At 65.1% G+C, this 17,618-nt stretch carries 21 protein-coding genes and 1 pseudogene; 13 read left to right on the top strand and 9 right to left on the bottom strand.

The window, feature by feature from the left end; all coding sequences use genetic code 11:
• On the top strand, positions 1-224 hold a 224-nt coding region (locus GJ693_RS16830), incomplete at its 5' end, for a DprA-like winged helix domain-containing protein (protein WP_456238819.1).
• Between the two features lie 4 nt (positions 225-228).
• Here the strand turns inward: GJ693_RS16830 and GJ693_RS07240 are convergent.
• Positions 229-789: a type II toxin-antitoxin system VapC family toxin gene (locus tag GJ693_RS07240; RefSeq protein ID WP_156255653.1), complete on the bottom strand. Its 561-nt coding sequence runs from the start codon at positions 787-789 to the stop codon at positions 229-231.
• 2 nt (positions 790-791) lie between these two features.
• Positions 792-1,139, bottom strand: a complete 348-nt coding sequence (locus GJ693_RS17475) for a hypothetical protein (RefSeq protein ID WP_235902715.1) — start codon at positions 1,137-1,139, stop codon at positions 792-794.
• 132 nt (positions 1,140-1,271) lie between these two features.
• On the opposite strand from GJ693_RS17475, the gene GJ693_RS07230 reads away from it, so the two are divergent.
• The gene (locus tag GJ693_RS07230; protein ID WP_156255652.1) at positions 1,272-1,487 is read left to right on the top strand and encodes a DUF4926 domain-containing protein; all 216 of its coding nucleotides are present in this window, start codon (positions 1,272-1,274) and stop codon (positions 1,485-1,487) included.
• A gap of 54 nt (positions 1,488-1,541) precedes the next feature.
• Here GJ693_RS07230 and GJ693_RS17715 read toward each other — a convergent pair whose 3' ends face one another.
• Complete coding sequence (locus GJ693_RS17715; RefSeq protein ID WP_408014551.1) at positions 1,542-1,979, bottom strand: DUF2971 domain-containing protein; 438 nt, start codon at positions 1,977-1,979, stop codon at positions 1,542-1,544.
• A gap of 360 nt (positions 1,980-2,339) precedes the next feature.
• Here GJ693_RS17715 and topA point away from each other — a divergent pair, with 360 nt between their 5' ends.
• The gene (gene topA, locus GJ693_RS07220; RefSeq protein ID WP_156255650.1) at positions 2,340-4,889 is read left to right on the top strand and encodes a type I DNA topoisomerase; all 2,550 of its coding nucleotides are present in this window, start codon (positions 2,340-2,342) and stop codon (positions 4,887-4,889) included.
• A gap of 182 nt (positions 4,890-5,071) precedes the next feature.
• Here the strand turns inward: topA and hslU are convergent, their stop codons facing one another.
• Together hslU and hslV are read right to left on the bottom strand one after the other, a co-directional pair.
• Complete coding sequence (gene hslU, locus GJ693_RS07215; protein ID WP_156255649.1) at positions 5,072-6,370, bottom strand: ATP-dependent protease ATPase subunit HslU; 1,299 nt, start codon at positions 6,368-6,370, stop codon at positions 5,072-5,074.
• Positions 6,367-6,915, bottom strand: a complete 549-nt coding sequence (gene hslV, locus GJ693_RS07210) for an ATP-dependent protease subunit HslV (RefSeq protein ID WP_156255648.1) — start codon at positions 6,913-6,915, stop codon at positions 6,367-6,369. The genes hslU and hslV overlap by 4 nt, the downstream gene beginning before the upstream one ends.
• Before the next feature lie 111 nt (positions 6,916-7,026).
• On the opposite strand from hslV, the gene GJ693_RS07205 reads away from it, so the two are divergent.
• Positions 7,027-8,178, top strand: coding sequence for a hypothetical protein (locus GJ693_RS07205; protein ID WP_156255647.1), 1,152 nt, complete (start codon positions 7,027-7,029; stop codon positions 8,176-8,178).
• Here the strand turns inward: GJ693_RS07205 and GJ693_RS07200 are convergent.
• Positions 8,175-8,915, bottom strand: a complete 741-nt coding sequence (locus GJ693_RS07200; protein WP_156255646.1) for an NYN domain-containing protein — start codon at positions 8,913-8,915, stop codon at positions 8,175-8,177. The genes GJ693_RS07205 and GJ693_RS07200 overlap by 4 nt on opposite strands.
• A 101-nt stretch (positions 8,916-9,016) precedes the next feature.
• Here GJ693_RS07200 and hisB point away from each other — a divergent pair, with 101 nt between their 5' ends.
• From hisB to GJ693_RS07175, 5 genes are read left to right on the top strand one after another with little or no spacing between them, the layout of a single operon-like run.
• Positions 9,017-9,631: an imidazoleglycerol-phosphate dehydratase HisB gene (hisB, locus tag GJ693_RS07195; RefSeq protein WP_156255645.1), complete on the top strand. Its 615-nt coding sequence runs from the start codon at positions 9,017-9,019 to the stop codon at positions 9,629-9,631.
• A complete protein-coding gene (gene hisH, locus GJ693_RS07190; protein ID WP_156255644.1) occupies positions 9,624-10,232 on the top strand; it encodes an imidazole glycerol phosphate synthase subunit HisH in 609 nt (202 codons plus the stop codon). The genes hisB and hisH overlap by 8 nt, the downstream gene beginning before the upstream one ends.
• Positions 10,229-10,948, top strand: coding sequence for a 1-(5-phosphoribosyl)-5-[(5-phosphoribosylamino)methylideneamino]imidazole-4-carboxamide isomerase (hisA, locus tag GJ693_RS07185; RefSeq protein ID WP_156255643.1), 720 nt, complete (start codon positions 10,229-10,231; stop codon positions 10,946-10,948). Before hisH ends, hisA begins: the two co-directional genes overlap by 4 nt.
• Positions 10,945-11,724, top strand: a complete 780-nt coding sequence (gene hisF, locus GJ693_RS07180) for an imidazole glycerol phosphate synthase subunit HisF (protein WP_156255642.1) — start codon at positions 10,945-10,947, stop codon at positions 11,722-11,724. Before hisA ends, hisF begins: the two co-directional genes overlap by 4 nt.
• A complete protein-coding gene (locus tag GJ693_RS07175; protein ID WP_156255641.1) occupies positions 11,711-12,025 on the top strand; it encodes a phosphoribosyl-ATP diphosphatase in 315 nt (104 codons plus the stop codon). The genes hisF and GJ693_RS07175 overlap by 14 nt, the downstream gene beginning before the upstream one ends.
• A 232-nt stretch (positions 12,026-12,257) precedes the next feature.
• On the opposite strand, the gene GJ693_RS07170 is transcribed toward GJ693_RS07175, so the two are convergent.
• The gene (locus GJ693_RS07170; RefSeq protein WP_156255640.1) at positions 12,258-13,013 is read right to left on the bottom strand and encodes a hypothetical protein; all 756 of its coding nucleotides are present in this window, start codon (positions 13,011-13,013) and stop codon (positions 12,258-12,260) included.
• 93 nt (positions 13,014-13,106) lie between these two features.
• On the opposite strand from GJ693_RS07170, the gene bdcA reads away from it, so the two are divergent.
• Positions 13,107-13,820 carry an SDR family oxidoreductase gene (bdcA, locus tag GJ693_RS07165; RefSeq protein WP_156255639.1) on the top strand — a complete coding sequence of 238 codons (714 nt, stop codon included), beginning with the start codon at positions 13,107-13,109 and terminating at the stop codon, positions 13,818-13,820.
• A 36-nt stretch (positions 13,821-13,856) separates the two neighbouring features.
• Positions 13,857-14,204, top strand: a complete 348-nt coding sequence (locus GJ693_RS07160) for a hypothetical protein (protein WP_156255638.1) — start codon at positions 13,857-13,859, stop codon at positions 14,202-14,204.
• Between the two features lie 12 nt (positions 14,205-14,216).
• On the opposite strand, the gene GJ693_RS07155 is transcribed toward GJ693_RS07160, so the two are convergent.
• Positions 14,217-15,104 carry a LysR family transcriptional regulator gene (locus GJ693_RS07155; RefSeq protein ID WP_197042033.1) on the bottom strand — a complete coding sequence of 296 codons (888 nt, stop codon included), beginning with the start codon at positions 15,102-15,104 and terminating at the stop codon, positions 14,217-14,219.
• Between the two features lie 91 nt (positions 15,105-15,195).
• On the opposite strand from GJ693_RS07155, the gene GJ693_RS07150 reads away from it, so the two are divergent.
• Positions 15,196-15,609, top strand: a complete 414-nt coding sequence (locus GJ693_RS07150; RefSeq protein WP_156255636.1) for a DUF4260 domain-containing protein — start codon at positions 15,196-15,198, stop codon at positions 15,607-15,609.
• Between the two features lie 8 nt (positions 15,610-15,617).
• Here GJ693_RS07150 and GJ693_RS07145 read toward each other — a convergent pair whose 3' ends face one another.
• On the bottom strand, positions 15,618-17,207 hold the full coding sequence (locus tag GJ693_RS07145; protein ID WP_156255635.1) for a lysine--tRNA ligase: 1,590 nt from the start codon (positions 17,205-17,207) through the stop codon (positions 15,618-15,620).
• A gap of 49 nt (positions 17,208-17,256) precedes the next feature.
• Here GJ693_RS07145 and GJ693_RS07140 point away from each other — a divergent pair.
• Positions 17,257-17,618, top strand: a pseudogene (locus GJ693_RS07140) (ATP-dependent DNA helicase); the annotation flags it as partial.

Below are 17,618 nucleotides of genomic sequence, written 5' to 3'. Positions count from 1 at the left end.
CGCTCCCGCTGAACGTCGCCGAGCCGCTGCCCACCCCCGCCGCCACGCCCGATCCGGCCGCCCGCGCGGCGCTGCTCGCCCTGCTCTCCCCCACGGCCGTGCCCATCGACGATCTCATCCGCCTCACCAAACTGCCCCCCGCGCAAGTGGCCAGCGTGCTGCTGGACCTGGAATTGGAAGGGGCGCTGGTCCGCCACGCCGGGGCGCGGGTGGCGTTGGGGTGAGGGTTCAGCGGTAGAACAGCACACGCCCCGTGGGCATAAGTTGCTGCAGATAATCGAAATCGCGCAGATTCGCGGTCAGCACCGTCAGCCCCAGCTTGTGCGCCTGCAGAAACAAAGTCGCATCCATCAACGCCCGCAAACGGCCATCCCGGCCATAGCCCTGCAACCGGCACAATATCCCCGCCAACAGCGCGGCACGGCCCAGCACATCGGCATCTGGCGTGAACAGCCGGTGGTCGGGCATGGCCTGCACCAGCGTCCGAATGGCCGCCACCGCAGCCTGAGTGCGGGCATCGGCGGGATTCAGCACGCCCACCGTGTGCAGCAATTCCTGTAGGGCGATGCTACTGTGGTTGATCTGGCGGACCTCGATCAACTGCGCGATTAGTTCGGGCAATCGGCCCTGCAACTGGTGGATATACACACACGTATCAAGCAACAGCGGCGATCCCGCCACATCCGCCGCCGTCACCAAGGGCAGATCGGCATCGGGCCGGCGCTCCAGCGGCCGGCGGGGATCGAGGCGCGCCCAGCGTAGCGCCGCATCGATATCAAAGCCGGCCACGGTCAGAAGCCGAGGTTCAGATCAGCATCCACAGCGCCGCGCACAGCCTTGAAGGCTTCGGCAAAGCGATCCTCCACCGCGATATTGGCCAGGGCAAATTCAATCAGATCGGTATCGGCCTCGATCCCGGTTTGCGCCTTGGCCTTGGCGATCAGTTCCGGGCTGATCCGCCCCCCAATCCGCCCGCCTTTGCCGTGGAGCAGGCCAGACCGATCCGCAGCCGCCATCACGGCTTCGAAGCGGGTGGTGCCTTTCGCAATGATTTCGCCGGTGGAAGCATCCCGCTTCACCCAGCCACCGGCCGTCCCCGTACCGGGCCTGCTGCCACCTTTGGTCTGCGGATTGCTCATACCAACTTGTCCAACAAAATGTCAATTTGTATAACATAGTGCCGATGGCGTTGCACGGCAAGTCCCATGCTTGCCAAAAATGGGCCCCGCCCACATTTGGCCTCACAACGCCATCCATAGTATAAATTACCCATGAATATCGCCCATTTCCCCGCCCAACACAGGGCCACGCCCGGCGAACTCGATACGGTGCGGTTGCGTGTGGACGTCGTGACCGATGGCATCACCATCCCGGCAGGAGCGGAGGGCGTGGTGGTCGCGGTCTATGGCGATGGCAAGGCGTGCAAGGTGGAATTCGTGGAACCCGTGCACGCCGTGGTAACGGTTGAGCACAGCCAGGTCGCATGACCCATTTGCCAAGCGTGGTGGAAGCTTTGGCCAATCAGAGTCAAGCCACTTGACCTACTTCCAGAGATTTCTGTTTCTCTGTGTAACGATCTTAAAGCTTCTAAAAGCCAACCGTGTGTTCACCACTTTTACTTCATCCCTAAAATCCGATCCCAATGCATCGAAAATTGCTGATCTCGTAATGTCTGACCTCACCCCTACGTGCACAGATCTCAACTTTACTTGATCACAAAAGTAGGAGAATTGAATATCATCACCGCTAGGGTCGAGAATTGCCGTAATTCTCACTTCGTTTTCATATCGCCAGTGAGAAAATTTTGTCGTCATATATATATTTGAAATTCGGGAGATTTCTTCTTTCGTCATTTTTCTAGTAAATAATTCGTCAAATGATAATCGCTTGGAAATATATGTGATAGGCATTGCGATTGATTCATCAACATCAAACCCAAGACATAAACCAGTATGATTACTGGCATAGTGTCCCCACATGACCGGGTTTTGCCAACCTTTGCTAAAACAGACTATGCCGAACTGATTCGCCACTACCTCTCTCACCAAATTTAAGGAGGATCTAGACAGCCAGTTTCCCTGCATGCCAGATAGCAACTCGAAAGGGTCATTTAACTGGTCAATACGCGCAATCTTAACCCGCCGTAAGCGGATAGCTTCAAGCGCATGTTGCCTACTGATGAAATGATACAACCTCATAGAACGCCTTTGTTTTACGAGCTTCATTCCAGTTGTCGAGTATACCGCAGTCTCGTTGAAGCGCTTAGCCCTGCGTCCCCTCGCCCCTTGACGCCCCTCGCTTCGGCCCCCCACCCTCGCGCGTATACGTGAGGGACTCTAATGCAGCTTGTCATCGTTGAATCGCCGGCCAAGGCGAAGACCATCAACAAATATCTGGGCAGTGAGTATGAGGTGCTCGCCAGTTTCGGGCATGTGCGCGATCTGCCGCCGCGCGATGGATCGGTGGACCCAGGGCATGATTTCGCCATGGAGTGGGAAGTCTCGGCCGACCGGGCCAAGCAGTTGAAGGCGATTTCGGACGCGGCCAAGCGCAGCACCCAGGTCATCCTGGCCACCGACCCTGATCGCGAGGGCGAGGCGATTTCGTGGCATTTGCTGGAGGTGTTGAAGGCCAAGAAGGCGTTGCCAGCCGGCGGCGCGCGGCGGGTGACGTTCAATGAAATCACCAAGACAGCCGTCACGCGCGCCATGCAGGCGCCGCGCGATCTCGATCAGCCGTTGATCGATGCCTATCTGGCGCGGCGCGCGCTGGATTATCTGGTGGGTTTCACCCTGTCCCCCGTGCTGTGGCGCAAGCTGCCCGGCGCCAAGAGCGCGGGCCGCGTGCAATCGGTGGCGCTGCGCCTGGTGGTGGAGCGCGAACGCGAGATCGAAGCGCATGTGGCGCGGGAATATTGGCGGGTCGATGCCGAGATGATCTCCCCCAACGGCGCCACCTTCCGGGCAAGGCTGGCGGTGCTGGACGGCAAGAAACTGGGCCAGTTTGATCTGACCAATGCTGCGGCCAATGCTGCGCGGGAAGCCATTGAGAAGAAAGGCTTTACCGTGCGCACCGTGGAGACCAAACCGGTCAGCCGCAACCCGGCGCCGCCGTTCACCACATCGACCCTGCAACAGGAGGCCGCGCGCCGGCTGGGCTTCACCGCCAGCCACACCATGCGGGTGGCACAGAACCTGTATGAAGATGGCCACATCACCTACATGCGGACCGACGGCGTGCAGATCGCCGGCGAAGCCATGGCCGCCGTGCGCGACCTGATCGCGCGTGATTATGGCAGCAAGCCCGAAGTGCTGCCCGAAAAGCCGCGTTTTTATGCCACCAAGGCGAAGAACGCCCAGGAAGCGCACGAAGCCATTCGCCCGACCGATTTCTCGCGCCGGCCGGGGCGTGGGGACAGCGATGCAGAGCGGCTGTATGCGCTGATCTGGAACCGCACGGTGGCCAGCCAGATGGCCAGCGCCCGGCTGGAGCGCACCACGGTTGAACTGTTCGATGATGATGGCCGCCACGGGTTGAAGGCCACCGGCCAGGTGGTGGTCACGCCGGGGTTTCTGACGCTCTATACCGAAGGGCGGGATGAGCCGGCGGAAGATGACGAGGACGGCGCCCGTCTGCCTCGGCTGGCCGGCGGCGATCGCTGCGCCTCCAAGACCGTGGAGGCGATCCAGAGCTTTACCGAGCCGCCCGCGCGGTTTTCGGAAGCCACATTGGTCAAGAAGCTGGAGGAGCTCGGCATAGGGCGGCCGTCCACCTATGCCTCCATCCTGCAGACGTTGCGCGACCGCGCCTATGTGCGGGTGGAGAAGAACCGCTTCTTCGCGGAGGAGAAGGGCCGGCTGGTCACGGCGTTCCTGGAGCGCTTCTTCGGCCGTTATGTCGAATATGATTATACCGCCGGGCTGGAGAACCAGCTGGACGATGTGTCGGCCGGCGATGCCAGCTACCTGGAATTGCTGCGGGCGTTCTGGGCGGATTTCCAGCCCAAGACCGCCGAGATCATGGAGCAGCGGCCGTCGGACGTGACCGCCGCGCTGGACGAATATCTGGCGCCGTTCCTGTTTCCGGACAAGGGCGACGGCGCGGACCCGCGCCTGTGCCCGAAGTGCGCGGCGGGGCGGCTGAGCCTGAAGACCGGGCGGTTCGGGGCGTTCGTCGCCTGCTCCAACTACCCCGAATGCAAATACACGCGGCCCTTTGCCAGCGAAGGCGCGGCCAACGACGGCCCGCTGGAACTGGGCAATGATCCCGACACCGGCGAGCCGATCAGCGTGCGCTCGGGCCGCTTTGGCCGCTTCGTGCAGCGCGGTGAAGGCGACAAGCCGGCCCGCGCCTCCATCCCCAAGGATGTGACGATCAGCGGGCCGGAGGACCTGGAATGGGCGGTGAAATTGCTCAACCTGCCGCGCACCATCGGCCCGCACCCGGAAACCGGCGAACCCATCACCGCCAGCATCGGCCGCTATGGCCCCTACCTGGCGCACAACGGCGCCTATGGCCGGCTGCAAAACACGGCCGAAGTGTTTGAAATCGGCATGAACGCCGCCGTGGTGAAACTGGCTGAAGCCGCCGCTGCCAAGGCCAACGGTGGCCGCCCACAACGCGGCGCCGCCACCGCCCTGGCCGAACTGGGCGCGCATCCGGAATCCGGCGCGAATGTGCGCGTGCTGGCCGGGCGCTATGGCCCCTATGTGAGCGACGGCACTACCAACGCTACCCTGCCCAAGGGCGCCGAACCCACCGCCTTCACGCTGGGCGAAGCCGTGGCCCTGCTGGCCGCCCGCGCCGCCGCCGCGCCGGCCAAGAAGGGCAAGAAGGCGCCGGCGAAGAAGGCGGCGCCGAAGAAGAAGGTTGCTGCGAAGAAGAAGTAAGGGGGCCTCCGGCGGGCAGGGGCTGAGCCCCTGCACCCACTTTCGTTTTTGGGCGGCGCTCTAATGGACAGGGCAGCGCCGCAGGCTATTTCTCATAGCCTGCGGCGCTGGTGTGCGCTTGCAGAACAGGCGCGCTCGACATCGAACGGGTGCAGGGACCGAGTCCCTGCCCGCCGGAGGCATCAAAGTATATATTTCGACAAATCCCGGTTCCCCGCGATGTCGCCGAGTTCCTTGGCCACATAGGCCGCGTCCACCGTCACCGTGTCGCCGCCACGGTCGCTGGCGTCGAAGCTGACGGATTCCAGCAGCTTTTCCATCACCGTGTGCAGCCGGCGGGCGCCGATGTTTTCGACCGTTTCGTTCACCTGGGCGGCGGTGCGGGCGATGGCGTCGATGCCGTCGGGGGTGATCGTCAGCGTCACGCCTTCGGTGGCGAGCAGGGCGGCGTATTGGCGGATCAGGCTGGCATCGGTGTCGGAGAGGATGCGGCGGAAATCGTCTTCGGTCAGGCCTTTCAGCTCGACGCGGATCGGCAGGCGGCCTTGCAGTTCGGGCAGCAGGTCCGACGGCTTGGCGACGTGGAAGGCGCCGGATGCGATGAAGAGGACATGGTCGGTCTTCACCGGGCCATATTTGGTGGCGACGGTGGTGCCTTCGATCAGCGGCAGCAGATCGCGCTGCACGCCTTCGCGGCTGACCGAGCCGCCGCGCACGTCACTCACGGCGATCTTGTCCACCTCGTCCAGGAACACGATGCCGTTGGCTTCGGCGTTGCGCACGGCTTCGCGCTGGATGTCCTCGTCGTCGAGCCGCTTGTCCGATTCTTCGGCGAGCAGGGCGTCCCAGGCGGCCTCCACCTTCATCTTGCGGCGCTTGGTGCGGCCGCCCATCGCCTTGGCCATCATGTCGGACAGGTTGATCATGCCGACCTGGCCGGGCTGCATGCCGGGCATTTCGAAGCTGGGCGGGGCTTCGGCCACTTCGATCTCCACTTCGCGGCCTTTCAGGTCGCCGGCTTCGAAGCGCTGGCGGAAGGCGAGGCGCGTGGCTTCGCTGGCATCCTTGCCCACCAGTGCATCGAGCAGGCGGGCGAGCGCGGCGTCTTCGGCCTTGTCCTTCACGGCGGCGCGGCGGGTTTCGCGGACGAGGCGGATCGATTCCTCGACCAGGTCGCGGATGATCGAGTCGACGTCGCGGCCGACATAGCCGACTTCGGTGAATTTGGTGGCTTCCACCTTGATGAAGGGCGCGTTGGCCAGCTTGGCCAGCCGGCGGCTGATCTCGGTCTTGCCGCAGCCGGTGGGGCCGATCATCAGGATATTCTTGGGCACCACTTCATCGCGCAGATCGTCCGGCAGCTGCTGTCGGCGCCAGCGGTTGCGCAAGGCAACGGCAACGGCGCGCTTGGCGTCGTCCTGGCCGATGATGTGCCGATCGAGAGCCGAGACGATTTCGCGGGGGGTCAGGTCGGCGCTCACAGGTCAATCGCCTCCAGGGTCAATTCTTCGTTGGTATAGACGCACAGATCGGCGGCGATCTTCATGGCGCGCCGCGCAATGGCTTCGGCGCTGTGCTCGGAATCGGCGAGCGCGCGGGCGGCGGCCAGCGCGAAATTGCCGCCTGAACCGATGGCGGCAATGCCGCCCACCGGTTCCAGCACGTCGCCATTGCCGGTGATCACCAGCGTCACCTGGGCATCGGCCACGATCATCATGGCTTCCAGGCGGCGCAGATAGCGATCGGTGCGCCAATCCTTGGCGAGTTCCACCGCGGCGCGCATCAGCTGGCCGGGATGGCGTTCCAGCTTGGCCTCCAGCCGTTCGAACAGGGTGAAGGCATCGGCGGTGGCGCCGGCGAAGCCGCCGATCACGTCACCCTTGGAGCCGAGCCGGCGGACTTTCCTGGCATTGGGTTTCATCACCGTCTGGCCCATCGTCACCTGGCCATCGCCGGCAACGACAACCTGGCCGCCCTTGCGGACGGACACGATGGTGGTGCCGTGAAATTGGGGGAGTTCACTCATCGGGGGGACCTTTCGTTGGCCTCCATGTAGGACATGCGCAGCAGAGTAAAAGGGGGTGCGTCGGCGGCTAACCAAGGTTATCATGTGGCTTCCATCCGGGGGGATGACGCCATGCTGCACTATCTTGATGTGATGATCGGCTTTGCCTTCACGATGCTGGTGATCGCGCTGGCGGTGACGGCTATGGTGCAGGCCATCCCCATCTACATGCGCAACCTGAAGGGCGAAGCGCTGGAGCGCGGCCTGTCGGATCTGCTGGTGCGCATCCTGCCGGGGCTGGAGGCGCATGCCGGCGTGATCGTCGGCCGCATCCTGCGCGATCCGCTGCTGTCGGCGCCGCGCACCGGTCTGGCGACCTGGGTACTCAAGCGCCTGTCCAACCCGGCGGCCGAACAGCGCCCGCGCAGCGGCGTGGTGCAGCGCGAGGAATTCGTGCGGCTGCTGCTGGATTTCGTGGCGCAGGATGACACGCCCGACGAGCTGCAGGCGGTGAAGGACGCCCGCGCCCGGATCAAGGCGATGCTGGCCGATCTGGGCCTGACCGACCCCAAGGATTTGTTGCAGCGCATCCGCACCCGCATCGCCAATCTGGAACTGCAGAACCCCGACTGGTCGAGCAGCCAACGCGCCAGCAAGGCGATCCTGGAGGCGTTCATGGCCGGGCCGGGCAAGGATTTCATGGCCAAGCTGGTCGGCTGGTTCGATCAGACGATCGACCGGGTGGACGCGGCCTACACATCACGGGTGCGCACTTGGACAGCGATGTTCAGCATCGCGTTGGTGGTGGTGCTGCATCTCGACACGTTCGACCTGATGGCGCGGCTGAACGCCGATAGCGCGCTGCGCGACAAGGTGGTGGCATCGGCCGTCGCGTCGATGGAGAAAGGCGACTTCGCGCCGCCGCAGGCGGGCTCGGCGGCTGGCGAGACACAGGCCATGACCTGCGCGCGCCAACATCTGGCCGGCCCCAGCGCGTCGCGCGGCCTTGATGCCTATGCCGATTGCATGGGCCTGGCCGAGGCCACGCGGCTGGAACTGGTGTCGTGGCCGCAGGATCTGAAGGCCTGGGCCGCGCGCTGGGAACCGCTCAGCTTTGCACTGCTGCTGCAACTGCTCGGCATGAGCCTGTCGATCTCGCTGCTCTCACTGGGCGCGCCCTTCTGGTACGCGACGCTTTCCAACCTCATCAAGCTGCGCTCGACCATTTCGCAGAAGGAAGAAGCCGCAAGGGTGGAGCGGCAGACGACGGCGCAGGCGGGTTAGGCGCGGCGGCGGACTTGCTCGGTCTTGCCGTCGGCGGCCAGTCCCATTTCAAATTGGTCGGGTAGTGATTTCAGTATCTTTTTCAATGAACTGCACCCGGTCTTCTTAAGGTAACCCTTGTGCTTCTCACCAAGCGCTTGGCCTAGAGCACTTAGCGTCATCCACTGGTTTCCGTCTGTGGGAAGGGCATCCTTGATCCACGGGCGCGCGAGATCCGGCTGTCTCGGCTTTTGAGGCTTAGGAACCGCAGGCTTCTGTGCAGCCGGTTTAGCCAGGTTCGTCTTGGCGGTCTTTGGGGTGCTCTTGGCCAATGAGAAGAAGCTGTCGCAGGCCGCCTTCAGGGATTCGGCAGCTTTGCCATGCGCAAAGCAATAGACTTTGAACCCTTCCTCGCGTGCCCGTTTGGCAAAGCTGGTGAAGTCGCCATCACCCGTCACGATACAGAAGCCGTCGACTAACCGCTTATGCAGGAAATCCATCGCATCCACGACGAGAGCGATATCGCTGGCACTCTTCCCTGTTGAAGTATGACCGCTCTGCTCGGCTTTGCCACCATGCTGGTCAATAATTTTCGGCCAGTCCTTGAAATTGCCCTTGGTGAAATCACCATAGACCCGTCGAATGATCGGATTCCCCAATTTGGCAACTTGCGCAAACAATGGGCCGGCATCCTTGGCCGGAATATTTTCGCCATCAATCAACACGGCCAGCCGAAGCGTGCCACCATTACTGTTCATGTTCGCAACCTGCACCGCTTGCCCCCGATGCCGCAAGGGGTCCTGCAAACTTGCCGCCCAAGCCGCAATGCTCTAGGCGCTCTCGCCCAAGGAGCAGGCTCATGACAGCGCGCACGGCAAGCATTTCCCGCGTGACCAAGGAAACCCAGGTCGAGGTGCATGTGAACCTTGACGGCAGCGGCACCTATGACGTGTCGACTGGCATCGGTTTCCTTGATCACATGCTGGAACAGCTGTCGCGCCACAGCCTGATTGATCTCACCGTCAAGACCACGGGCGATCTGCACATCGATGGCCACCACACCACGGAAGATACCGGCATTGCGTTGGGCGAAGCCGTGGCCAAGGCGCTGGGCGACCGGCGCGGCATCACCCGCTATGGCGACGCGCTGATTCCGATGGACGAAACACTGACCCGGGTGGCGCTCGACATTTCGGGCCGGCCTTACCTCGTGTGGCGCACATCGTTCAGCCAGCCGAAACTGGGCACGCTCGACACCGAGATGTTCAAGGAATTCTTTGCCGCCTTCGCCGGTTCGGCCAGGATCACGCTGCACATCGAGACGCTTTATGGCGTCAACAATCACCATATCGCCGAAAGCTGCTTCAAGGGGCTGGCGCGGGCGCTGCGCGCGGCCGTCGCCATTGATCCGCGCAAGAGTGACGCCATCCCGTCGACAAAGGGCACGTTGGGAGGCTCTGGGGGCGGTGCCTGACACGGTTGCGCTGGTTGATTATGGCGCCGGCAACCTGCGCTCCGCGGCGCGGGCGCTGGAGCGCGCGGGCGCGCGCGTTGTCGTCACCGATGATCCGGCGGTGATTGCCGGCGCCAGCCGCATCGTGCTGCCGGGTGTTGGCGCCTTTGCGCAGTGCATAAGCCAGCTCCGGGAACGCACCGGCATCGAGGCGGCGATGAACGAGGCCGTCCACAGCCGTGGCGTGCCATTCCTGGGCATTTGTGTCGGCATGCAGTTGCTGGCCAGCGAAGGCCATGAGCATGGCGTGCACAAGGGGCTGGGCTGGCTGCCAGGCAAGGTCGAGCGACTGTCGCCGTCGGACCCGGCGCTGAAGATCCCGCACATGGGCTGGAACCGGGTGGACGCGGTGAACGGCGCGCCGGTGCCGTCGGGTGATGCCTATTTTGTGCACAGCTATGCATTCACGCCCGACGATCCGGCCGATGTGCAGGCGGTGTCCGATCACGGCGGGCGTTTCCCGGCCATCGTCAAGCGCGGGCACATCACCGGCGTGCAGTTCCACCCGGAAAAGAGCCAGTCCTATGGGCTTGCCTTCCTCTCCAACTGGTTGCGCTCATGATCATCTTTCCGGCCATCGATCTGAAAGGCGGCCAGTGCGTGCGGCTGGCGGAAGGCGACATGAACCGCGCCACCGTCTATGCCGATGATCCCGCCGCCCAAGCCGCGCTGTTCCGCGCCGCCGGCGCGACGCACCTGCACGTTGTCGATCTGGATGGCGCCTTTGCTGGCGACAGCCGCAATGCGGCCGGCGTGAAGGCGGCGCTTTCGGGCTTTGGCGGCGGCCTGGTCCAGGTGGGCGGTGGCATCCGCACCGCGGCGCATGTGGAAGCCTGGCTGGCGGCCGGCGTCTGGCGCGTGGTGATGGGCACCGCCGCGCTGGAAAATCCCGACCTGGTGCGCGGACTCGCCGCCGATCATCCAGGACGCATCGTGGTGGCGGTGGACGCCCGCGATGGCCTGGTGGCGACGCGCGGCTGGGCCGATGTGTCGACGCTGCCGGTGGCCGATCTGGCCCGGCAGTTCGAGGATGCCGGCGTCGCCGCCGTGCTGTTCACCGATGTCGGCCGCGACGGCCTGTTGAAGGGCGTCAATGTCGAAGCCACCGTGGCCCTGGCCGCCACGACCAGCCTGTCGGTGATCGCCTCGGGCGGCGTGGCCTCCATCGCCGATATCCACGCGCTGGTGGACAAGCCGGGCATCGAAGGCGTCATCACCGGCCGCGCGCTTTACGACGGCCGGCTCGATCTGGCCGAGGCAATCGCGGTCGCACAATGACGCTCTCCGTCCGCATCATCCCCTGCCTCGATGTCGCCAATGGCCGCGTGGTCAAGGGCGTCAACTTCGTGGCGTTGCGCGATGCCGGCGATCCGGTGCAGATCGCGGCGGCCTATGATGCCGCGGGCGCCGACGAACTCTGCTTTCTCGATATTACCGCCTCTCACGAGAACCGCGGCACTTTGCTCGATATCGTCGAGCGCACCGCCGATCAGTGCTTCATGCCGCTGACCGTCGGCGGCGGCGTGCGTAGCGTGGACGATGCCCGCGCGCTCCTTTTGGCCGGTGCCGACAAGGTGGCGGTGAACAGCGCCGCCGTCGCGCGGCCCGCCCTGATCGGCGAACTCGCCATGCGCTTTGGCGAACAATGCGTGGTGGTGGCGGTGGACGCCAAGGCCGTCGCGCCCGGCAAGTGGGAGATCTTCACCCACGGCGGCCGCAAGGCCACCGGCATTGATGCCGTCGCCTACGCCATCGAAGCAGCCAGGCTGGGCGCCGGCGAGATCCTGCTCACCTCCATGGACCGCGACGGCACCAAGGCCGGTTACGACCTGGCGCTGACCCGCACCATCGCCGACGCGGTGCCGGTGCCCGTTGTCGCCTCCGGCGGCGTCGGCAACGTCAACGATCTTGTCACCGGGGTCACCGAAGGCCATGCTTCGGCCGTGCTCGCAGCCTCCATCTTCCACTTCGGCGAAGTGACCGTGGCCCAGGCGCGCGCGGCCCTGGCCAGCGCCGGCCTGCCCGTCCGCGAGGTGTTCCATGGACCGCTTTGACCAGCTGCTCGCCACCATCGTCGAACGGCGCAGCGGCGATCCCGCCACCTCCTATGTTGCCAAACTCACCGGCAAGGGCCGGGCCAAGATGGCGCAGAAGCTGGGCGAGGAAGCGGTGGAAGTGGTGATCGCCGCCATCAGCGATGATCGCGCCGGGTTGGTGAGCGAAAGCGCCGACCTGATGTTTCACCTCGCGGTGCTGCTGGCGGATGCCGGGCTGTCGTTCGACGACGTGCGCGCCGAACTGGAACGCCGCGAGGGGGTGTCTGGGCTGGAGGAGAAGGCCAAGCGGGCAACTTAAGAGGACCTCCGAGGGCACCCATCGAAACTCAGTTTCGATGGGACCCGCCGCGGGCAGGGGCTGAGCCCCTGCACCCACTTTCGTTTTTTGGCCTGCGCTAGGAATCCAAAGGCAGCGCCGCAGGCTTGTCTTCATTGCCTGCGGCTCTGATGTGCGCTTGTGAAGCTGGCACGCTCTGAATCGAACGGGTGCAGGGACTGAGTCCCTGCCCGCCGGAGGCACCGCTTCTTCCTCAAACAATCCGCGAAAATGCCTTCAACTTCCGCGCCGTCGCCTGCGCGGCGGATGCATCGCCCTTGGCCAGCGCGGCGGCCAGTTCCAGCCCCTGGCGCTTCATCATCGCCTCGAAGCCATCAGCCGCCGGCAGTGCGTCCAGCCCTTTCAGCAGCGCGGCGGCGCGGGCGGCGTTGCCGGCGTCGAGGTCCATCAGGGTGATGGCAAAGAAGGTGCGGGTGGAGGGCAGGCCAGGTGCCAATTTCAGCGCCTGGGCGTAGCAGCGTTCCATCTCGCCTTTCTTCGCGCCGAGCACGGTGCCGGCGATGAAGCTGCCCACGGTGGCGACGGCGCCGCCGTGCCAGCCGCCGAGCGCGCCCCAGGCCAGCTGGTTGTCGGGGTGGGCGGTGCGGATGGCTTCGAAGCGACGGCGCACGTCCTTGGCCAGGCCGACGGCGCGGGTGAGCTGGGCGCGATAGCCGATGGCGACGGCCTTTTGCAGCTGGGCCTGCACGTTGGCCGGGTCGCGGGCGAGGGCCTTGTCGAAATCGGCTTCGGCGGCAGTGACGAGGGCGAGGGCGCGGGCCTTGTCGGTGGTTTGGTAACCGGCGATCGACAATTGGGCGCGACCGGCGAGGATCAGGCTTTCGACCGTGTTTTCGGCGCGGCCGTCACGCACAACGGCAGGCCAGTCGCCCGCGCGAAACTCATCGATGGCCGCGGCGCAAGCCGGGCCGGCGAGCAGGAGGGCGAGGGCGGCAAGGACAGGTTTCATGTGGTTTCCGGCTTGGAGGAACAGGGCTTGTCGGCAATACTGCATTGTCATGCCAGAACCGCGCATGAATCCCAGCAGGTGGAGTTGACGCAGATGAGCGATTTTTCCGGCAAGTCGGTCATGGTTCTCGGTGGCAGTCGCGGCATCGGGGCGGCCATCGTGCGCCAGTTTGCCAGCGCTGGGGCGAAGGTGGTCTTCAGCTATTCGGGCTCGCCGGATGCAGCAGTGGCGGTGGCGGCGGAAACTGGCGCGACGGCGGTAAAGGCTGACAGCGCCAACCGCGACGAGCTGATCGCGGCGGTGGCGGCGGCCGGCGCGCTCGACATCATGGTCGTCAACGCCGGCGTGGCGATCATGGGCGATCCGCTGACCCTGGACCCCGACGCGGTGGACCGGCTGATCGACATCAACGTGCGCGCCGCCTATTTCGCCAGCGTCGAGGCCGGCCGCCTGATGCAGGACAATGGCCGGATCATCATCATCGGATCGGTGAACGGCGATCGCGTCGGTTGGCCCGGCGCCACTGCCTACGCGCTGTCCAAATCCGCCGTGCAGGGCATCGGCCGCGGCCTCGCCCGCGATTTCGGCCCGCGCGGCATTACCGTTAACGTGGTGCAGCCCGGCCCGGTGGACACCGACATGAACCCCGCCGGCGGCCCGCTCGCCAAGATGATGCACGCCGGCATGGCCATCAAGCGCCACGCGACGGCCGACGAAGTGGCATCGCTGGTGCTCTACCTCGCCAGCCCGACCGCCGCGATGATTACCGGGACAACGCACACGATCGATGGCGGGGTGGGGATCTGACCGCGCGCGCCGGCGCGGCGCTTGATGGGGCATCCGATGGGGAAGTTCGTTCAGACCTTCATCCTGTGGTTCAGCGTGCCCTTGCTCGCCATCGTCGCGTTGGTAATGATCGCCAATGGCAACTGGCAGCCACTGCTCATCATCCTGCTGGTGCTGGCTTCACCACTGATCGTCGGTTTCCTTTATGGCGTCATTCAAGTCAGCAGCGAGTGGAGCGACCGGGAAGCCCGCCGCCTGCGGCGTGACGCCGAGACGGCGCGGCGCGACGTCCACCAGGCCTTCCTGCCGGATGCGCCAGAGGCGCCGGCAGCGGACGAACCGGCGAAACCACCGTCACGCGGCTTCTCGCCAAAGCGACCCTTTGGCCACCAGTGGCGGGCCTGAGGTCGCCGACCCTCACGTGGCCTTGGCATAGGCCTGCAGGCCGCTGGCCAGCGCCTCGCTGACCGCGCGAACCCGCGGCGTGTCGCGCTGGGCCGGGTGGACCGCCAACCAGATATCCAGGTTGAGCGCGAGTTCGGGTAACAACCGTGTCCAGCTGCGCGCCGCCGCGATCGGTCGCTGGACCACGCCGCAACCGATGCCGGCGGCGACGCCGGCCAACTGCACGAGGCTGCTGTCGGATTTCAAGGCATAGTGCAGCTGGTCGGGCGCGATGCCCAGGCTGGCGAACCAGTCGCGCATGGCGTGGCCACGGTCTTCACCAATGATCAGGCCAGACTGGGCCAGCGCCGGCAGCGTATCGGGCAGTGACCGGCCAGTGAGCCAATCGGGGGCGGCGAACAGACCAAGCTCCACCTGGGCGATGCGGCGCGCGACCAGATCGGGCTGTTGCGGCCGGGTCATCCGCACCGCGATGTCGGCATCGTGGCGCATCAGGTCCTCCACCGCGTCGGTGGCGTTGATCTCGCAGGTGATCGCCGGCTGATCCGCGCGCAGCCTGGCCAAAATGGGCGGCAGCACTTCGGCGCTGATCATCTCGCTGGCCGTGATGCGCACCGTGCCGGAGGGCACTGGATCGCCGCCCGTGGCGCAGCGCCCGAGATAGGCAAAGGCGGCGCCCATGGCTTCGGCGGCGGGCAGCATGGCCAGAGCCAGCGGCGTTGGCCGCAAGCCCGTCGGCGAGCGCAGGAACAGCGGCTGGCCGGCAGCGCGTTCCAGCTCGTCGAGATGCCGGCGCACGGTCGGGTGAGTGACGCCAAGACGGCGCGCCGCTTTCAGCAGGCTGCCCTCCCTGGCCAGCGCCACGAAGCTGCGCACGATCGACCAGTCGAGCCCGTCCATGTGCATAAGAAAACGTACATTCCATGAAGAGTAATGGGCAATTATCTTCATCTCGGGGCTCTGGCACAAGGGCCGGGAAAGGAGATTTCCCATGACGACTGCCCCCATCGAGACCAGCCCGCCCGTTGCCGACGCCTCGGCGATCCATGCCATCCTGCGCATCGAAGGCGGGATCCTGCTGGCCGTATCGGTCGCCGCCTATCGCCAGCTTGGCGGCGATTGGGGGGTGTTCGCGCTGCTGTTCCTCGTGCCCGATCTGTCGATGCTGGGCTATCTGCTTGGCCCCCGCCGCGGTGCGATGCTCTACAACGCCGGGCACAGCACCATCGGTCCGGCCCTGCTGGCCGCCGCTCTGGCGTTCTGGTCGCCGGCGCTGGTGCCGCTGGTGGCGATCTGGACCGCCCATATCGGTTTTGACCGGTTGCTGGGCTATGGCCTCAAATATCCGCACGCTTTTCGCGCCACGCACCTGGGCATGGCGGTCACGTCGCTGACGCCGCGCTGACCCGCGGTTCAGGCGGAGGCCAGCGCGTCGGCGATCAGCGCCCGGCTTTGCGCCAGGCCATAGAGCGCGATGAAGCCGCCCATGCGGGGGCCGTTCTGGCTGCCGATGAGGATTTCGTAGAGGGCTTTGAACCAGTCACGCAGATTCTCGTAGCCGGCGGCCTTGCCGGCTTCGTAGACTTCATACTGGTAGGCTTCGGCGTCGGCCCCTTCGCCCACGGCCGAGAGGCGCGCGTCGAGGTCCTTGAGGGCGGCGGCTTCGGCGTCGGTGGGGGCGCGGCGCTTCAGGCCGGGCACCACGAAATCGCGGGCATAGGCAGCGGCGTGGTGCACCAGCCGGTCGAGCATGGGGTGCGTTTCGGGGGACGAGCCGGGGGCATAGCGCTTCACGAAGCCCCATAGCCGCGCCGGATCATCGGTGGCGGCCACCGAGGCGAGGTTCAGCAGCAGCGAGAAGCTCACCGGCAGCGCGTGGGCGGGCGGCTTGCCTTCGTGGATATGGTGCACCGGGTTGCCGAGCTGCTGTTCCAGCGGCTGTTCGGGATAGCGGCTCAGAAAATCGGCATAATCCTCGATGGCGCGCGGGATCACGTCGTAATGCAGGCGCTTGGCCTTGCGCGGGCTCTGGAACATGTAGAGCGCGAGACTCTCGGGCGGGCCATAATCCAGCCACTGCTCGATGGTCAGGCCGTTGCCCTTGGACTTGCTGATCTTGGCGCCCTCGCCATCGAGGAACAGCTCGTAATTGAAGCCGGCCGGCGGGTTGCCGCCCAGCGCACGCACGATCTTGCCGGAGAGCATGACCGAATCGATCAGATCCTTGCCGGCCATTTCATAATCGACGCCCAGCGCCAGCCAGCGCATGGCCCAGTCCACTTTCCACTGCAGCTTGCAATGGCCGCCGGTGACGGGGACGGTGACCGTCTCGTCCGTGCCGGGGCGGATGTAGGTGACGGTGCCGGCCGCCACATCGCGCGCCACGATGGGCACCTGCAGGACATGGCCGGAGATGGGATCGACGGGAAGGAACGGCGAATAGGTGGCGCGGCGTTCGGGGCCCAACGTCGGCAAAATGATGCCGGTGACGGTGTCGTAATTCGCTAGAATCTTCAGCAACGTCGCATCGAACATGCCGCTGGCGTAGCATTCGGTGGACGACATGAATTCATAGTCGAAGCCGAACGAATCAAGGAAGGCGCGCAGCCGGGCGTTGTTGTGCGCGCCGAAGCTGGAATGGGTGCCGAACGGATCGCGCACCTGGGTCAGCGGCTTGCCCAGGTCTTCGCGCAGCATTTCGGGATTGGGGATGCCGTCCGGCACCTTGCGCAGTCCGTCCATGTCGTCGGAAAAGGCGATCAGGCGCGTCTTCACACCCGGCGCCATGGCTTCAAAGGCGCGGCGCACCATGGTGGTGCGCACAACTTCGCCAAAGGTGCCGATATGCGGCAGGCCCGACGGACCATAGCCCGTCTCGAAGATCACCGCATGGCCATCGGGCACGCCGGCCGGATAGCGCGCCAGGATCTTGCGGGCTTCCTCGAAGGGCCAGGCCTTGTTCTCAAGGGCGGCGGCTTGCAGGGTTTCGGTGGTGATGGTCATGGCTTTTGGCTAACAAATGAGTTCGGCCCTCCTCTGGCGACTGAACTTCATGAGCGCAACTGAAACCCACGCCGCACCATTGGCGATCCCGGCGCTGGTGGCCAGCCATGCCGGGGTGTGGATCGCCGATGCCGATGGCCATGTGCGCGGTGCGGGGCGCGGCGAGGCGATGGCGCGCGCAGGCGACAGCCCGCACCTGTTGCTGAATGCCCCGGTGACGGCGAGCCGGCTGGGGATTGGCGAATTGTCCGGCCTCGATCTGCTCGAGCTCTTCGCCTTCCTGCACCCGGCGCGCTTTGCGGTGCCGACGGCACACGGGCTGGCCGCGGCGCTGGGGATTGCGCCGCCGAAGGGCGAAAGTGATGCCGGCTTCCTGCAGCGCGCAGCGGCGGCGCTGCTGGCCGTGCCGGC

It is taken from the genome of Sandarakinorhabdus oryzae (genome assembly GCF_009733735.1).
Classification (GTDB): Bacteria; Pseudomonadota; Alphaproteobacteria; order Sphingomonadales; family Sphingomonadaceae; genus Sandarakinorhabdus; species Sandarakinorhabdus oryzae.
The sequence above is the reverse complement of the archived record's forward strand: the minus strand, read 5'-3'. Positions and strand labels throughout refer to the sequence as shown.

Coding starts and splice junctions, on each gene's coding strand:
- GJ693_RS17475 (WP_235902715.1), bottom strand. CDS start 1,139: ATGAGCAATCCGCAGACCAAAGGTGGCAGCAGGCCCGGTACGGGGACG.
- GJ693_RS07230 (WP_156255652.1), top strand. CDS start 1,272: ATGAATATCGCCCATTTCCCCGCCCAACACAGGGCCACGCCCGGCGAA.
- GJ693_RS17715 (WP_408014551.1), bottom strand. CDS start 1,979: ATGTGGGGACACTATGCCAGTAATCATACTGGTTTATGTCTTGGGTTT.
- topA (WP_156255650.1), top strand. CDS start 2,340: ATGCAGCTTGTCATCGTTGAATCGCCGGCCAAGGCGAAGACCATCAAC.
- hslV (WP_156255648.1), bottom strand. CDS start 6,915: ATGAGTGAACTCCCCCAATTTCACGGCACCACCATCGTGTCCGTCCGC.
- GJ693_RS07205 (WP_156255647.1), top strand. CDS start 7,027: ATGCTGCACTATCTTGATGTGATGATCGGCTTTGCCTTCACGATGCTG.
- GJ693_RS07200 (WP_156255646.1), bottom strand. CDS start 8,915: ATGAACAGTAATGGTGGCACGCTTCGGCTGGCCGTGTTGATTGATGGC.
- hisB (WP_156255645.1), top strand. CDS start 9,017: ATGACAGCGCGCACGGCAAGCATTTCCCGCGTGACCAAGGAAACCCAG.
- hisA (WP_156255643.1), top strand. CDS start 10,229: ATGATCATCTTTCCGGCCATCGATCTGAAAGGCGGCCAGTGCGTGCGG.
- hisF (WP_156255642.1), top strand. CDS start 10,945: ATGACGCTCTCCGTCCGCATCATCCCCTGCCTCGATGTCGCCAATGGC.
- GJ693_RS07175 (WP_156255641.1), top strand. CDS start 11,711: ATGGACCGCTTTGACCAGCTGCTCGCCACCATCGTCGAACGGCGCAGC.
- GJ693_RS07170 (WP_156255640.1), bottom strand. CDS start 13,013: ATGAAACCTGTCCTTGCCGCCCTCGCCCTCCTGCTCGCCGGCCCGGCT.
- bdcA (WP_156255639.1), top strand. CDS start 13,107: ATGAGCGATTTTTCCGGCAAGTCGGTCATGGTTCTCGGTGGCAGTCGC.
- GJ693_RS07160 (WP_156255638.1), top strand. CDS start 13,857: ATGGGGAAGTTCGTTCAGACCTTCATCCTGTGGTTCAGCGTGCCCTTG.
- GJ693_RS07155 (WP_197042033.1), bottom strand. CDS start 15,104: ATGGACGGGCTCGACTGGTCGATCGTGCGCAGCTTCGTGGCGCTGGCC.
- GJ693_RS07150 (WP_156255636.1), top strand. CDS start 15,196: ATGACGACTGCCCCCATCGAGACCAGCCCGCCCGTTGCCGACGCCTCG.
- GJ693_RS07145 (WP_156255635.1), bottom strand. CDS start 17,207: ATGACCATCACCACCGAAACCCTGCAAGCCGCCGCCCTTGAGAACAAG.